General features: G+C 46.8%; 12 protein-coding genes, 2 tRNA genes and 1 pseudogene. 10 read left to right on the top strand and 5 right to left on the bottom strand.

The features are described 5' to 3' along the window. The 8 genes from V8L73_RS07500 (at position 1) to V8L73_RS07465 (ending at position 7834) form a co-directional block, all read left to right on the top strand. Positions 1-561, top strand: a complete 561-nt coding sequence (locus V8L73_RS07500) for a rhomboid family intramembrane serine protease (RefSeq protein WP_027274480.1) — start codon at positions 1-3, stop codon at positions 559-561. A 281-nt stretch (positions 562-842) separates the two neighbouring features. Beyond that, on the top strand, positions 843-1526 hold the full coding sequence (locus V8L73_RS07495; protein ID WP_027274479.1) for a phospholipase D-like domain-containing protein: 684 nt from the start codon (positions 843-845) through the stop codon (positions 1524-1526). 308 nt (positions 1527-1834) lie between these two features. Further along, positions 1835-3085, top strand: coding sequence for a hypothetical protein (locus tag V8L73_RS07490; protein WP_347254532.1), 1251 nt, complete (start codon positions 1835-1837; stop codon positions 3083-3085). Positions 3086-3140: 55 nt separating this feature from the next. Beyond that, positions 3141-3758, top strand: coding sequence for a penicillin-binding protein activator LpoB (gene lpoB / locus V8L73_RS07485; RefSeq protein ID WP_211218902.1), 618 nt, complete (start codon positions 3141-3143; stop codon positions 3756-3758). An 82-nt stretch (positions 3759-3840) separates the two neighbouring features. Next, positions 3841-5226 carry a hypothetical protein gene (locus tag V8L73_RS07480; RefSeq protein ID WP_347254531.1) on the top strand — a complete coding sequence of 462 codons (1386 nt, stop codon included), beginning with the start codon at positions 3841-3843 and terminating at the stop codon, positions 5224-5226. A 296-nt stretch (positions 5227-5522) separates the two neighbouring features. Then, positions 5523-6677: an iron-containing alcohol dehydrogenase gene (locus V8L73_RS07475; RefSeq protein ID WP_347254530.1), complete on the top strand. Its 1155-nt coding sequence runs from the start codon at positions 5523-5525 to the stop codon at positions 6675-6677. Between the two features lie 198 nt (positions 6678-6875). Further along, the gene (gene ydgT / locus V8L73_RS07470; protein WP_027274475.1) at positions 6876-7088 is read left to right on the top strand and encodes a transcription modulator YdgT; all 213 of its coding nucleotides are present in this window, start codon (positions 6876-6878) and stop codon (positions 7086-7088) included. Positions 7089-7758: 670 nt separating this feature from the next. Then, a tRNA-Asn gene (locus V8L73_RS07465) sits at positions 7759-7834 on the top strand. A gap of 57 nt (positions 7835-7891) precedes the next feature. Here the strand turns inward: V8L73_RS07465 and V8L73_RS07460 are convergent. Next, a complete protein-coding gene (locus V8L73_RS07460) occupies positions 7892-10450 on the bottom strand; it encodes a bifunctional diguanylate cyclase/phosphodiesterase (protein WP_347254528.1) in 2559 nt (852 codons plus the stop codon). Between the two features lie 338 nt (positions 10451-10788). On the opposite strand from V8L73_RS07460, the gene V8L73_RS07455 reads away from it, so the two are divergent. Further along, positions 10789-10864, top strand: a tRNA-Asn gene (locus V8L73_RS07455). Positions 10865-10931: 67 nt separating this feature from the next. Here V8L73_RS07455 and V8L73_RS07450 read toward each other — a convergent pair. From V8L73_RS07450 to V8L73_RS07435, 4 genes and pseudogenes are all read right to left on the bottom strand, one after another. Continuing rightward, positions 10932-11264 (bottom strand): type II toxin-antitoxin system PemK/MazF family toxin, encoded by a 333-nt coding sequence (locus V8L73_RS07450; RefSeq protein WP_027274473.1) that lies wholly within the window; start codon positions 11262-11264, stop codon positions 10932-10934. Beyond that, positions 11265-11522: an AbrB/MazE/SpoVT family DNA-binding domain-containing protein gene (locus V8L73_RS07445; protein WP_347254527.1), complete on the bottom strand. Its 258-nt coding sequence runs from the start codon at positions 11520-11522 to the stop codon at positions 11265-11267. It abuts the gene before it with no gap. A 370-nt stretch (positions 11523-11892) separates the two neighbouring features. Continuing rightward, on the bottom strand, positions 11893-12195 hold the full coding sequence (locus tag V8L73_RS07440; protein WP_027274472.1) for a helix-turn-helix domain-containing protein: 303 nt from the start codon (positions 12193-12195) through the stop codon (positions 11893-11895). A 4-nt stretch (positions 12196-12199) separates the two neighbouring features. Next, a pseudogene (locus V8L73_RS07435) lies at positions 12200-12543 on the bottom strand (type II toxin-antitoxin system RelE/ParE family toxin). Positions 12544-13222: 679 nt separating this feature from the next. Here V8L73_RS07435 and V8L73_RS07430 point away from each other — a divergent pair. Beyond that, positions 13223-15910: an AAA domain-containing protein gene (locus V8L73_RS07430; protein WP_027274471.1), complete on the top strand. Its 2688-nt coding sequence runs from the start codon at positions 13223-13225 to the stop codon at positions 15908-15910. Positions 15911-15915 lie beyond the last annotated feature (5 nt).

Here is a 15915-nt window from a genome sequence, read left to right as displayed (position 1 = left end):
GTGAAGACCTGGCTTAAGCATCGCGTTTATACGTTGGCCGCTCTGGCGGCCCTGCTTATTCTCATTCAGTGCGCCAATACGCTTTTTGGCGGCCGGCTTGCGACGCTGGGGATCCTGCCCCGCAGCTTGGACGGACTATGGGGGATCCCGCTGGCTCCGTTTATTCACGGCGATTGGAGGCATCTCTTTAGCAACCTTCCGATACTGCTTTTCCTCAGCGCGCTGTTAATGACGCATTCAATACGGGACTATCTGTTCTCCAGTCTGACTATTATTTTTATCGGCGGATTGCTGGTCTGGCTATTCGCCCGTCCGGCCTATCATATTGGAGCCAGCGGATGGATTTTCGGCCTGTGGGCGCTGCTTTTAGCTCAGGCAATCACTCGCAGAAGGCTGTTGGATCTGCTTTTTGCACTGCTGGTACTCGTTTATTACGGCAGCATTGCGGCTGGCCTGCTGCCCAGCGATCCCTATATTTCAACCGAAAGCCACATCGCCGGCGCGGCGGCTGGCGTTCTTTATGCCGTGTTCACCAAGAGAAGGGATAGGTTAAAAAAATAAAACACTCGTTAACGAATTGATATCAGGGAATTAAAGGCAGAAGCTGCGCGAAAAAATTAACGTCAAAGAAGGACTTCATTTCGCATATTTCCCTCTTAGCGATATTCGCTTTCGTTATAAGTAATTTTTCAGTTAATCCCCTTTCTTTTGGTAACCGATTCCCGCAAACTAGGACGGCATATTGACTAAAAGGTAAAAAATCACTGATATGCAGGGTAATAAAGTAATAAAAATTATGTAAAGCATTTCAATTTTTCTTTTTATGGATGAGAAAAAGGACAATGGAAAATAAAGAGCTGGAACGCTACCTCGAAGACTCGCTGGCCGATCTTTCGTTAAGCCAGGGGGAGCGTATCCAGTTAAGGGAAATCAGCCAGTCGCTCACAGCGGAGCAGTATGGATTCATGCGCAATCGCGCTTTCGATCTGGTACGTGACCACCTTGATACCGCCCCGACCGATCTTCAGCCAGTGCTGAAGTGGCTGGAAACGGTTGTTAAAACGCTGGACCTCTCCGGCCAGCAAAAACAGGTTAACAGCACTGCCTTTTTTTCTCCCGGCAACGCCTGTCGCGATAAAATCTGCGCCCTCCTCTCCCATACAAAGCAAAGCGCCGACATCTGCGTATTCACTATCGCCGATGATGATATCACCGACGCTATTATGCGTGCCCATCAGCGAAATATTAAAATCAGAATTATTACTGATGACGATAAGTCGGAAGATCGCGGCAGCGATATCGACTATCTGATGCGTAAGGGCATTTCTATCGTCATGGACGATACGCCCTATCATATGCACCATAAGTTCGCGATTTTTGACGGCCGCTATTTGCTTAACGGCAGCTTTAATTGGACGAAGAGCGCATCTCAACATAACTATGAAAACGTGCTCGTAACGGACAATCCCGATCTTTTAAATCTCTACCAACAGCAGTTTATTCAGCTGTGGCGGAGGTTTAATTGATGGAAATGGCATTAAGGAAAACTGAGAAGGCAATAAGCCAAAAAGAAAGTACGTCTCTCGGTTCAGCAACCCAGCGCAGATTTATTTTAAGTCGGCAGGGAAGCCCTTTTAGCCATTTATCAAACGATACTGCTTTAATACGACGAAAAAAATACGACAACATAATAACTACCAATAATAGAAACCTTATGAAAAATCAGATCTCACGTATATCGCTTTGCTGTGGCATCGCCCTAACTCTAGCCTCCTGCGCTAATCCCCCCTCACGTAAAAACCTTGACTACTCCCTGTCTCAGGGTCAGATTGAAATGGCGGAAAAAATTGCGCTGGATGAAGGCGTATCCGGCAGCGGCGAAGCGACAAACCTGCTGTGGTCTTTGGAAGCGGGCGCCCTGCTTCGCATGACCAACCAGTTGGACCGTTCAACCAAAGTTTTTGACGGCGCAGAGCTTCTGATTAAAGAGGATGAGACCAAAAACATCGCGGCGTCCGGCTTCAGCCAGGCTGCGTCTATGGTTGTCAACGACAACGTCATGGACTACTCTCCGCGCGTTTATGACCGAGTGATGGTGAATACCTATAAGGCGCTGAACTTTTGGCAGCAGGCCGATTTTAACAACGCCCGCGTAGAGTGGAACCGAGTTGACGACCGCCAGCGCAGGGCCGCGGAACATTTTTCAAAAGAGATCAATGAGCAGAAAAGCGCCATAAAAAGCAATAATCTGGGCGATACGTATAAAAAATCAATGGAAACGCTGGAAGGATCAGGGATCGATGTTGACAAGTGGAAGCCCTATGATGGCTATATCAACCCCGCCTCTCTCTATCTGCACGGCCTTTATTTCTTGATTAATAACGAAAGCGCAGGCGATTTGGCCAAAGCCAAGGAAAGCCTTAAGCGCGCCTATGCGCTAACGCGCAACCGTCAGATTCGCTCAGACCTCAGTCTGGCGAACAGCAAAGGCCGCAGCGTTCCGCCCGGCGTCTGGGTGATTTTTGAAAACGGCGCGGCGGCTCAGAAAGTCGAACGGCGCATTGATTTACCGTTGATTTTATTAACCAAACGCGTAGCCTACGCGGGTATTGCACTACCGACGCTGGAATCAGGCAGCCCGGCGTATCCTTATCTTTCAGTCAATGGAGGGACTAAAACGGAATCCTTCGCCCAAATGGATAAAATCATTCAGGGTGAATTTAAAACGGAATTTACCGGAATCCTTATTAAAGAGCTCACTCGCGCCGTTCTGAAGACGGCAGCGCAGGCGACGATGATGAACTCGGATAATAAAACGGTCAGGATCCTCGGCGCTATCACAGGGATTGCCCAGGCAGTCACCACTCAGGCCGATATCCGCAGCTGGCATACGCTTCCCTACGATTTTCAGGTTGCCTATGTCAAATGGCCCAGCAGTCAAAAGATTCAGATTGCTCCTTCAGGAGGTTCAGCTATCACCGTCGATCTGCCGGCAACGCCACAGCCCGTGGTCGTTTATGTGCGCAGTATAAATTCGCTGATGCAGCCTAAAGTGGACGTATTAACCAGTAAGAATGCGATGTAGAATTTCCCTTGAGGGATCGATATCGTAATAACCCTAAACTTATGTTGAGAACGTTATGATGACTATTTTTAACAAAAAGACTTTTCTTGCCGCGGCAGTAGCCCTTTCTCTCGCTGGATGTGCGCAGGATGGCGCCTACTACGTCGACAGCAAAAACGATAACGTAGCCATTATGGGCTTGGACTATAAGGACTTCGAAATGGCGGCGACCAACATGGTTGACGACATGTTGAGCTCCGACCTGCTGGTTCATCCGCAGGGCGGTCGTTATGTACTGACGGTTACCGGCATTATCAACGACACCGATCAGCGTATCGATACCGATCAGTTGACCAAGAAAATCCGCACCAGCCTGCTAAACTCTGGCCGTTTCGTAGTGACTACGGCAATTAGCGCCAACGGTCCCGAAGATGAGATGACCCGTAAAGTGCGCCAGTTGCGTAATTCCAAGATGGTCAACCAGAAAACCGTTAAGAAAGACGGCCGCGTTATCGCACCTGACTTCTCGCTGACCGGTAAGATCATTCAGCAAAACCGTACCGTAAACTCCAGCACTCAGCAGGTTGAATACTACTTCCAGCTGACGCTGACCAACCTCGATGACGGTTTGGCTTACTGGGAAAAAGAGTATCCCATCATCAAGCGCGGCGACAATCGCACCGCCAGCTGGTAATGACGGAATGCCTAGGAGCGGCGCGCCCGACAAGAGATTGGGCGGTGCCGCATAAGTTTGTTTCATCCATTAGGGCTTGCTAATGAAAAAATGGATCTTGGTACTTGTAGGACTTCTGGCGTTTTCATCTTCTGCTTTTGCAAAAATTGAAACCGTCGAAGCACAAGGATACGGTGAAACCTACGAAAAAGCCGTCGATGCCGCTCTGGCCGACGCCGTTCGTCAGGTGAATGGAATGACCGTAAAAACGCAGTCTGAACGTGCGGGTGACTATGTCCGTATCAAAGACAAAGCCGACGTTAACGTGGAAGGAAAAGGCACCTACGTTGAGAATACGAAGAACAACGACAATTCGTTTCTCAGCAATAAGGCCGGCGACTCTACCTACACCGAAAACCTTGACGTTAACGTAGGCGGAAACGCCAACCGCGACGTTACCGTAAATACCGGCAAAAGCGCACAGATAGACACGCGCAGCGCAGGTACGGTAAAAGGCTATAAGGTTAAAACGCGCGACTGCGATGCCAAAGGCTGTACGGTTATTCTGACCGTTGAAATCGATAAGGTAGAACGTAAAACGTCTCAAGCGGCTTCAAAGCGCGATCGTTTGGCGATTATCACTACCGGCAACCGCAGCCGTTCGGCGTTCGCCAATACGCTTCGTCAGGAAATCACTGACCGTATCGTTCAGTCACAGCGCTTCACCGTACTGGATCGCAGCGCGACTAACGACAAGGCTTTTGAAGCAGAAGAGAAGTTTCTGGAAGGCCGTTTGAACAACTCTATCGACGTTCGCCAAACCGCCCTACCCGCTGACTATCTGCTGGTCATTAACGTGACCGAAGCCGGCGTAAGAACGACCACCAAAGTCACCAGCGTTGACCTGACCGGCGAATTCGACGTCTCCAGTTCGTCAAAAACCAAGGTCACCGTTCGCTACTCCCTGTTGGAAGCGGCAACCCACGGCATTCAGTGGTCCGACTCTACGGTATTTGAGCAAAGCGGCCGATACATTGAAACCGCGCGTAAGCAAATTAGCGACGTTATCGCCGATAAAATCGTTAACAAGCTGACGCCGGCTAAAGTCGTTGCCGTGACGAACGGCCAGGTTATTATCAACCGCGGCGAAGCCATGGTTTATGACGGCGACCGTTTTGACATTTACTCTCAGGGCGAAGAGCTGGTCGATCCGGATACGGGTGAAGTGCTCGGCGCCGCTGAAGAGAAAGTCGCGACCATCGTGATTACCTCAATTAAAGACAAAATCTCTTACGGCGTAATCGAAAGCGGTAAAATCGAAGCCGTAGATAAAGGCGCTGTCGCGCGCTTAGCCCCTCCGGTAGTTGAAGCTAAAGCCGATAAGGCCAAGGCTGAGCCGGCCAAAGCAACCTCATCTAAGCCAAAGGCAAAAGCTAAGCCTAAGGCCGGCGATCAGAAGCTGGGCGAGTCCGGCGGCGTGTTCCTTTAATCACCGCATTGCAAAGCCGACCTTAGGGTCGGCTTTTTTGTCCCCGATATTGCTCCGCTTCATACATTCCTGCGCTATTTATTCAATCTGCACGCAATCTCAAAATTACTCCTTCTATAACAAGAAAATAAAAATGAAATATAATTTATCCCACGTCAGTAAAGCGGCTGGTGCAAATAGGCTATATTTATATCCCTCACTAAAATAAGCATCAATAAACGGTGCTTACAGAAGTACCTTGAAGGTCAAGCCACTCAGCGCATAGCTTTATATATGCCCGCTATTGGGAGATAACGATGTTTAACTTTGATTACTACAATCCAACGCGGATCCTTTTTGGTGAAGGGCGAATTAAGGACATTGACGCTCAAATCCCTGCGGACGCCAAAGTATTAATAACCTACGGAGGCGGAAGCGCGAAACGATTCGGCACGCTTGATGAGGTAAAACACGCGTTAGGTGCAAGACAGTACATTGAATTTGGCGGGATAGAGCCAAATCCCCAATACGATACGTTGATGAAAGCCGTAGGCATCGCAAAAGAAGAAAAAATCGATTTTCTTCTCGCCGTCGGCGGAGGTTCTGTTATTGATGGGACAAAATTTATTGCCGCCGCTCGTTACTTTGAAGGCGACGCGTGGGACAGCTGGATAAAAAACGTCCCTTTAAAGCAGACGCTTCCCATTGGCTGTGTAGTAACGCTCCCCGCAACCGGTTCTGAAACGAACGGCACTGCGGTTATAAGCCGCTCAGACCTTAACGCCAAGCTAAGCCATAAGCATCCTCTGCTTTTCCCTCGCTTTGCCCTGCTCGACCCGAAAAAGAGCTACACTCTGCCCGAAAAACAGATTGCCAACGGCGTTGTCGACGCCTTCGTACACGTTACCGAGCAATACCTTACCTACCCGGTTTACGGAAAAGTGCAAGACCGCTATGCGGAAGGATTAATGCTGACGCTGATCGAAGAAGGCCCTAAGGCGCTGGCTGACCGACAGAACTACGACGTCAGAGCTTCCATTATGTGGAGTGCGACACAGGCGCTTAACGGCCTGATTGGTCTGGGCGTTCCTCAGGACTGGGCTACTCATCGGATGGGCTATTATTTTACGGTATATCACGGCCTTGATCACGCTCAAACCCTTGCAGTAATACTGCCTTCCGTTTTGGAAGTACAAAGAAAAAACAAGCGATTGAAACTATTACAGTACGCAGACAGAGTTTGGGGATTAACGAACGGCAATGAAGACGAACGGATAAATAGTGCGATATCTCTAACCAAGCGTTTTTTTGAAAATATGGGAATAATGACCAGCCTGAGAGCGTATGGGATACCGGAATCATCCATTGATGATGCAATTAACTATTTAAAAAGATTTAATTTATTTCCTCTTGGGGAGCATAAGGACATCACAGAAATTGAAGCCCGTAGAATTTTGAGCTTAAGCTACTAACTGCATATTATTGCAATAATAACGCTATAAGTGCTTGTTCATTTTCTACCAACGGACTATGATATCAGAGATGGCATTTACTTTAATGCCGTCGCTGATTACTCTCAATCCATTACCTCTGCGCGTTGTATGACATTAGAGATGCATTAATCAATGCACGTATTTACGCACGCGGAGCTAAATATAAAGTAGCCTATAATGAGTGATATTGATTATTTAATGATGTTTCGTAAGTGTTCTAACGAAGATAGCTTAGAGCGTCTTTACGATAAGCTAAACTATTCTTTGTCTGATAATAGTATTTTGGCTAATATGTATCGCGCTGCCGATCACCGTCGAGCAGAGCTAGTTGCTGGTAAGCTTTTTGATTTGGGCAAAGTTCCAAAGTCTATTTGGTACCAAGTGAAATAATTCGACGCTTCAAGAGCGTTGATTAAGCTAGGGTTCACCTGCTGTTTGAGTTAGTTGACTAACGGAACGCCGTTGCGGTTTGTCTGTGCCTGTTAATTAGCAAGCCAGAGAATTGCCTACTCTGATGGTTCAGTAATACTTACATTGTGCCTTCCTCAGGTCGGGTGTTTTGTTAGCTGCCAACGGCCAAAATATATAGAAAGTAAAAGTAACGTCTTTTAAGGTTAAAAAATCAATTCCGTATAAAAAGATCTTCTGACGTAGCACCTTATTTTCAACACCCCCTAATTATTAATATTAATAGAATATAAATATTACAGTTCAATAACGAAAAGTTGGTAGATGGAGCTTTTCGTTATTGGTATTGATGCTTTTTTCTCCATCTTCTCGATTAGTGAAAATCACCTTATGAAATAGATGGCTGTTCGAGTAAAGAAACGTACATCTTAATTTAAAGCAAACTCGCGCTCTATCGGCTATTATTTATACACTCGTCCTCATCCGTCTATTACCGCCACTTTTACCATTCGTACCATCGGCATATCCATGCCCTCTATCTTTGCTCAAACAACGTTCGGCTTGCTCAGTTGATGAGCACTTAGATAAAAGATAAAAATTTAGCGTTGACAGGGTGAGCACAGCCGGATATGATGCGCGGCGTTCAAGCAATTCCTCTGTAGTTCAGTCGGTAGAACGGCGGACTGTTAATCCGTATGTCACTGGTTCAAGTCCAGTCAGAGGAGCCAAATTTCAAAAGCCCGCTTTTAAAGCGGGCTTTTTCGTTATCAGAGGCAATACAAGCCTCACCCTCTCTTGCCATCTCCCTCAGGCTTTTCCCATTCATCCAACGGAATCGGTCTGCCAAAATAGTAACCCTGTCCGCGTTTACAGCCCAAGTGATATAGCTTCGCGGCAGCCTCCTCGGTTTCAATACCCTCTGCAACCAGCGGTACGGATAGCCCGTCAGCCAGTCGCACGACAGCAGAGACGATCGCTTCGCTCCTGCCGCTTTCAAGTACGCCACAGACGAAGTCTCTATCAATTTTCAGGCAATCAAACTGTAGACGATATAAATAAGAAAGGCTGGAAAAGCCGGAACCGAAGTCGTCGATCGCGACCGAAAGCCCTAATGCCCTGATTTTCGCAATTTGCTCGCCAATGATGGTTCCCTTCTCTACCAGAATGGATTCCGTGAGTTCGATAGCAAGATTACATGGAGAAAGCTCGCTTTCGCGCAGCGATTCTACAATGGAATCATAAAAGTCAGGCTGCATAAGCTGACGGGCAGAAACGTTGATATGAATCATAAAGTCCTTCGGCCAGCCGGCAGAAATCTTCAACGCCAGTTGGCGACACGACTCTTTTAGCACCCAGCGGCCGATAGAGAGAATAAGACCAGACTCTTCCGCTAAAGGAATGAAAACGTAGGGAGCCACCATGCCATAGGCCCTACTCCGCCAGCGGATCAGCGCCTCCGCGCCGATAACTCTGCCGTCGCGCAACTCAACGATAGGCTGAAAGTAGACCAGCAGTTCTTGATTAAACTGCGCCTGGCTTAATTCCGACAGCATTCGAGTATTCTCAACCGCCTGAGTCATCATTTCCGGCCGATATACTTCATAGGCGCCGGTACCCTTCTTGCGTGCGCTCACCAGTGCCAGAGACGCTTTACGCAGATACTCCGTTAAGGATTCGTCGTCAAACGTTTCATCAACGAAAGCAATATTGCCAACAAACATCAGGTGCTCACTGCCCTGAGAGTGGGTGTAGAGATAAACATATTTCGGAATTTTATCTTTCAGAATATCGCCCTGGTGGCTTTCGGGGTAGCAGACGGCAAATTCGACGTCGTTGACCCGGGCAAGCAGCGCGCCTTCAGGCACAATAGCGTTTAAGGACGCCGCAAACTCGCCCAACAGCCACTCACCTTTCTGATAGCCTAGCGTGTTGTTGACGTCGCTAATATTGTCCAGGCTTAGCATTATCAACCCACGCCACTTGGGCTTTTCCCCCGAGAAATCGAGAGCCTTCATTTGTTCCAACAGCCCTTCGGCGCTTAAAAGCCCGCTCACGGGATCGTAGTTAACTTGATGTTTCAAGGACGAAAAGGCCGCTGACAGCCGGGATGACATCTCGTTAAACGCATTATTAAGCTGCCGGATTTCTTTAAGCTGAAAACCCGACTCGTGGGACGGAGACCACTCCTGCCGGGCAAGCAGCTTCGCCTGTCGGGCTGCGTCCAATATCGGTGTGGTCACTTTTGATAAAACAACCCAGGCCAGAGTTATGCCAACCAGAAATACGCCTAAAATAAGGAAAATAGTTGTACGCCTGTCGGCGTCAAGCCTGCCAATAAAGTCACTTCGAGGTACGGCGACAACGATCCGCCAATCTTTTAGCCCCAGCGAAGCGCCAAAGGGAGCAACTCGAGCATGAAATATTTCACCATTCAAAGTAAAAGTGAACTTATCCAGCCCTCTGTCAACCAAATAGGGCGCCATGGTGTGAATAATGGGGTTAGTGCTGTCCAGCGGGGTACGAAGCTTAGCCTTATCGTGCAGTAACGTTCCTCTCTCCGGCGCGTTATAGAGCTTATCGTTCGACGAATAAGAAATCATTTCGTTGTCGCCATCCAGAACGAATATCACGCCATTGCCCAAGCTGGGGATAGAACGTAAATATTGATTAAAGCGCTCAATCTTGATGTCGCTAGAGACGACCCCCACATACCGCCTGTTGGCGTCATAGACGGGGCTGTTATAAGAAATCGTCAGTTCCCTAACCTTGTTGAGGTCCCAGTAGGCCGTAGTCCAGACTGCTTGGCGATTAATTTCTACATCACGGTACCAAGGCCGAAGACGAGGATCGTAGTGGTTAACGCTATTAATAATCGGGCTTTGAATGCTCATCCCCGAATAGAAGTTCATTACGCCGTGAGTCCTAGCGTCTTTTAACAGCAGTCGAAAATTGCCATTTTCAGTGCCTCTGTCGACCGCAATGTAATTCCCGTTAATCGAACCGAACGCAATCAGGCTGAGCTGAGGCATATTGGGAAATATTTTTTCCATCGTGCTCTTCAGCGGTGATTCAAACTCTTCCAGCGTATCTTTAGGGGCATCCAGAACTTCCCGCATGACCATTTCAACGGCCGCGTTAGACTGGATAGGAACTTCCATAAAGTTAAAAAGATGGGTACCAACGGACTCAATGTGCGTCGCCGTCACGCGGTCGCTAAGCCTTTCAAAAATGCGCAATTCATTGCGAAACTGGAGAAACAGCGCCGAACTTAGCGTAATCGTCAACAGCAGCACAAACAGCAGCGTCACTAGCGGTTTTAATGATATGGAATTAAATAAACGCACTCGCCCACCACTTAGCCATCAAATATTATGCCGCTGCGAAAAGTGAAATTGAAAGCAATGGCTAAATACCCACTCTCTGCAGCCTCGGCCACCTTGACTTAAAGTCTATATTACTTTTTTCAATAGCTATACCCGTATGAGAATATTTCTGACTAAAGATATGTAGCTTTTCCAGCCGCGTAGAAAAAATAAAATTAGGCCCAAAAAGTATCAAAATGGCTAAAATAGAAACGGATCGCGCCCTTTTTGGATGAAGTATAAGCAAACGCGCTTAACGAGGTTTCCAAGCGGTTGACAGCGCCCGGGCTGGCGGATATGATGCGCCCTGTCTATACGATTCCTCTGTAGTTCAGTCGGTAGAACGGCGGACTGTTAATCCGTATGTCACTGGTTCGAGTCCAGTCAGAGGAGCCAAATTCAGAAAAGCCTGCTTTGTAGCAGGCTTTTTGCTTTTCAGAATCTCTCAATCACATAAAAAACATCAGCCCAGAATGGCTTCCAGTCGGGCCAGCACTTCATTCACGACAGCGTCTGGTATACGTTCCAGTCGCTTACCATTTCGGGCCCCCATATCAATGGTTCTGGGCTGGTCGCAGCGGATCACGCCCGTTGTTTTTGTTCCCGCGCCGTCCAGTGAGACGATAAAACCGGCTTCGCGAGCAAAGTTTCCACCGCTGGTCACAGGGACAACAACGGGCAACCGGGTGAATGTGTTAAATGATGCCTTCGACACGATGAGTACCGGACGTTTTCCGCTTTGTTCATGGCCGCTGGTGGGATCCAGTGAAACGAGCCAGATTTCCCCTCTGTCCATTTACAGGATCTCCTTGCCCACCGCAGGCGCATCAATCCATTCCCGATCCTCTTCGCTTATTTCAGCATGCGGATCGCACTGCGCCAGCAGTTCTTCGAGCGAATAGCGGGGACGTTTTTGAGGTTCAATAATCAGGCAGCCATTATCAATGGTCATGCCCACTTCGCTGTCCGTCGACAGCCCCAGCGTTTTCAGCACGGCGGGAGGAACCGCCAGCATGACAGATCCGCCAACCTTTTTCAGACGAGTGGTATACATAGAGCACCTCCGGATATTATATTTTAATATAACATCTGCGGCGGGCGATGCACAATTATTCATCAGATTCATTGTGATTTCCTTAGCGCAATAAAGCGTGAAGAAAGCCTTAATCCATCAGAGGACAGATCCGGCAGTTTTCAAAGGCGGCATTGCCGGTAAAACGGCGACAGTCCTGATACATCAGACGCTTCTTTCAGGTCATGAAGCATTTCGTACAGGCAGGATCTTAGTTCGTGGTAAGAAGGTCGATAATAGAAAACTGTTTTTGCAGTTAAAAGGATTATTGCGGATCGAATAAACAAAATGCGGCGCAGCTTCCGTATCCGGGCTGCGCCAGAAGAATTTACACTACGACCCACTTTACTGCTTACAAAACAAATCCATAATGCGACCCGTCCGGCAGCTCAACGTCAAGCCGCAGCTTACCGCCCGCTGCCTCAACGTAGCGTTTAAGCGTAGAAAGCTTCAGGTCGCGTCCCGGCTTTTCCATTCCCGCGACGGTAGGCTGCTTGATGCCCAGCTCCTGTGCCATTTCCACTTGGGTTTTCTGCACCCTCTCACGCAGTTCAGCAAGATGAATATTGAGCAGGATATCCTTAGCCATTGCCTGAGCTTCGGCCACGACGCTCGGTTTTTCATCTGCGAGAAGCTGTTCCAGCGTTCTGCCCATGGCGTTACTCCTTCTCTTCTAATTTATTCAGATAGTTCATAAATTCCCGATCGGCTATCGAAATCATTTCATCATAAAAACGTTTCTCGTTACCGACCTTATTATCAGCGCAAAGCAGAATGGCGATACGATGAAGATCAAAGGCAAAAAATGCCCGAATTGGTTCGCCCCGCCTCAGCAGCCGTAGCTCTTTCATATTACCGTAGCGAGCGCCTTTAACCGTATCGGCGTAAGGTCTGGACAACATTGGCCCCTTCTCTTTCAGTACAATTAACGCCGCAAGCACGCAGGCTCTGTCTATATCAGTCACCAATGATCGAACGTATCCGTTGTTTTAATCGTCCACACGGGCCCCGAAAATATAGGTTAAACACTATATAGATGTAAAGCTATAAATGTGATTATGAAGCGGCGGAATGAGGGATTCATGCGTCATAGCTACAAATCTGAAGACGCATTCAAGTATTTCAGTGAATGACGGGCATAACATCCACTGTTTACGGCCTGTACCGAAAAACTGGGGAGACTACACGTACAAGCAGGGCTATTGATGAAAATGAAATGAACTACTTTCTACATTGCCGAATTAAGAGATTATAATATCCGGCGGACATATAATCAGATGCTATAAGTAAGAAAAAACCGTTTTCATAAAATCGATTAGATATCGTCTAAAAACAACCTATTTTTAATCCTATGATTAAATAATAAATGGTTGTACTAGCTGCATCTTCACATATCAATTCCCGTATCAGGCATTAAGCCAACGGCCTTTTTTCATTACAGACAGTACAACAGCCCGAAATGTTTAAAAACGGCGACAATATCCATATAATTTTAGATATTATTTAGAGTTTTAGAATTTAATATATTTATATTCCATAAGATAAAACACACATCTGATACAGCTAGTAAAAACGAATCATAAAAAATAATCTTTTTTCTTTTCCGTTAGGGGAAATTTCTTTTATCCTTATTATCTCCAAAGTTAGACAAGAACATTCCCATTCCTCATGGAGAAGAGAAAATGACCATTATTTACGTTGAAGGGCAAGACAGAACTGCGCAATTTTCTGACTGGACTCTGTATTACAGCAATAGCGCAAAGAGCCTTCAATTGACTGGTCATTTCCATTCAGGAAAAACTTATACTTGGCCGTTCAGCGCCTGCAAGGTCGAACCCACTACGCTTGTCAATGGCACTTTACTCATCAAAAAAGGCCACTCTAATGTGCGAGCCATCGCTCGCGCCGAAATAGTAGGTAATAAATATGCTCTTATTTATTATCCAAACTCGGAACGATGTTATGTGATGAAAGCTGAAGACGTGCAAATTCTGCCGGCAACATCGTTAAAAGATGATGACGTTTTTTCCTATTTCCGCGACGTTGCCAGACAGCGTGTCCATAACGCGACTCAGGACAAGAAGCCTATCGCAGAGAATATACTGAATCAGTTAGATAAAATTGTGGCTCATCCCGACACGGCATTAGAAGCTTATTGCCACAGTAAGAATGCAACACGACGCATACCGAACAACATTATCTATCCCTTCGGACTGAATGAAAGCCAAATGACGGCTGTTGAGAAAGCATTTAGCGCACAAATTTCAGTTATAGAAGGACCTCCTGGTACAGGAAAAACCCAGACGATACTTAATATCCTCGCCAATATCCTGATCAAGAATTGCAGTGTCGCAATCGTCTCTAATAACAACACTGCCGTAGAGAATGTTTACGATAAACTGGCAAAAGCAAATCTGGATTATGTAGTAGCTCGATTAGGTAGTGCGGATAATCGCCTCAAATTTTTCGCCACTCAGCCCGAGCTCCCCAAAATACCGCCAACGAATGCACCTGAAATCGGCGTTATATCTAATCAAGTAATGCGGTTAAAAGAATTTCTCCTTGCACAAAATGACGTAGCAAAGCTACGTGCTGAAATTGATGAACTGAGCATCGAAGAAAAATATCTTAGCCAATGGCTACATTCTCACGACATTACACATCATCATAAAATTGAGCGCTATCAGCTGACGCAGCATAAAATTACTGACTTGATGGCCTTTCTCCAGTCTCTAAAAGAAAATCGTATTAGCTTTCTCAATAGGCTAATACTCCTGTTCAAATTTAGCATTGTGAGAACGAAACCTTTAAATACTATGGAGAAACGCCAGTCGATATTCTTTGCCTTACAGCGTCATTATTATGCTATCCGTTTACAACAGGCCAGAAATGCGCTGATAAAAAACGAAAAAACTTTAAAAAATAATGATGTGATAAGTTTGCAACAAAAACTGACTCAGGATTCCATGGCGTTTCTTCGCGCACATCTTTGGAAATCAATCACACCAGATGACAACCTCAATGAGGGAAATTATCAGAAGGTTTTTACTAATTTTCTAAAACGCTATCCGATAATTGGTAGTAGCACACACTCCATCATTAATTCTCTGGCTCCAGGGGCTTTATTGGATTACGTCATTATTGATGAGGCATCGCAGCAAGATATTGTTCCGGGAATTTTAGCCTTAGGCTGCGCCAGAAACGTCATTGTAGTGGGCGACCGTAAGCAACTTCCTCATGTTCCAGAAAATACCACTTTGCTTGCACCGGCGCCGCATTATGACTGTGTCAGCCACAGCCTGCTGGATTCACTATTCAAGCTATACGGCAACTCGCTGCCCGTCACTTTGTTGAAAGAGCACTATCGTTGTCATCCAAAAATAATTCAGTTCTGCAATAAGCAATTTTATGACAATCAGTTAATCGCAATGACCCGTGACAACGGCGAATCAGCCCTATCGCTGGTAGTGACCGCTAAAGGTAATCATACGCGTAACAGAAGCAATTTACGCGAACTAGAGTCGCTTACGGCACTAGAATGGGACGAAGCAGATAGCCGCGGTTTTATTGCGCCATACAATGCTCAGGTCGACCTCTCAAACCAAGCGCTTCCCACTGATTTTATTAGCGCTACGGTGCATAAGTTTCAGGGACGCGAATGCGAAGAGATTATTTTTTCCACCGTACTGGATAAGAAAGCAGATCGGCAGGCGCTTAACTTTGTTGACGATCCGCAGCTTATCAATGTCGCGGTTTCACGTGCGCAAAAACGCTTCACGCTGGTTACCGGTGATAATGTATTCACTAATAACAATCAGCATATCGCTGCGCTAATTCGCTATATGACCTACTACGCTGATAACGATCGGGTACATTATAGCCCAGTAGTCAGCGCATTCGACCTGCTCTATGAAGAGTATGACCGCTCATTAGATAAACTGAAAAAACGACTTAATCCCAACGACTCACGCTTTCGCTCAGAACAGATTGCTTCGCAGCTCATCAACGATACGCTCAGGCTGCCGACTTACCGCGTCCTTACTGTACACGCACAGATCCCACTCAGACAGCTGGTCTCTCGTATGGACGATCGTTTTACGCTACGTCAGCGAGAGTTTATGGTACAAGGAGCAAGCTGCGATTTTGTTTTTTACTATCGTGTAGGAAAGCAACCTTTAGCGGTGATTGAAATAGATGGCGGACATCATGACTGCCCAGCGCAGCGCGAACGCGACGCGCTAAAAAATGCTATTCTCGACGAATGCGGTATTAGCCTACTGCGGCTAAGAACGATCGATAGTCAGATTGAGAATAAAATCGCAACGTTTCTCACTTCAGTCATGCAGGAAAATGTCGCTAACGTGGAATAAAAAAA

This window comes from Leminorella grimontii, from assembly GCF_039789245.1.
Classification (GTDB): Bacteria; Pseudomonadota; Gammaproteobacteria; order Enterobacterales; family Enterobacteriaceae; genus Leminorella; species Leminorella grimontii.
This window is presented reverse-complemented; position numbering and strand designations above follow the sequence as displayed.

Bases quoted from the DNA above. Each gene is read 5' to 3' on its own strand.
- V8L73_RS07430 (WP_027274471.1), top strand. From the start codon at position 13,223: ATGACCATTATTTACGTTGAAGGGCAAGACAGAACTGCGCAATTTTCT.
- V8L73_RS07490 (WP_347254532.1), top strand. From the start codon at position 1,835: ATGGCGGAAAAAATTGCGCTGGATGAAGGCGTATCCGGCAGCGGCGAA.
- V8L73_RS07440 (WP_027274472.1), bottom strand. From the start codon at position 12,195: ATGGGCAGAACGCTGGAACAGCTTCTCGCAGATGAAAAACCGAGCGTC.
- V8L73_RS07495 (WP_027274479.1), top strand. From the start codon at position 843: ATGGAAAATAAAGAGCTGGAACGCTACCTCGAAGACTCGCTGGCCGAT.
- V8L73_RS07480 (WP_347254531.1), top strand. From the start codon at position 3,841: ATGAAAAAATGGATCTTGGTACTTGTAGGACTTCTGGCGTTTTCATCT.
- V8L73_RS07475 (WP_347254530.1), top strand. From the start codon at position 5,523: ATGTTTAACTTTGATTACTACAATCCAACGCGGATCCTTTTTGGTGAA.
- V8L73_RS07450 (WP_027274473.1), bottom strand. From the start codon at position 11,264: ATGGACAGAGGGGAAATCTGGCTCGTTTCACTGGATCCCACCAGCGGC.
- ydgT (WP_027274475.1), top strand. From the start codon at position 6,876: ATGAGTGATATTGATTATTTAATGATGTTTCGTAAGTGTTCTAACGAA.
- lpoB (WP_211218902.1), top strand. From the start codon at position 3,141: ATGATGACTATTTTTAACAAAAAGACTTTTCTTGCCGCGGCAGTAGCC.
- V8L73_RS07445 (WP_347254527.1), bottom strand. From the start codon at position 11,522: ATGTATACCACTCGTCTGAAAAAGGTTGGCGGATCTGTCATGCTGGCG.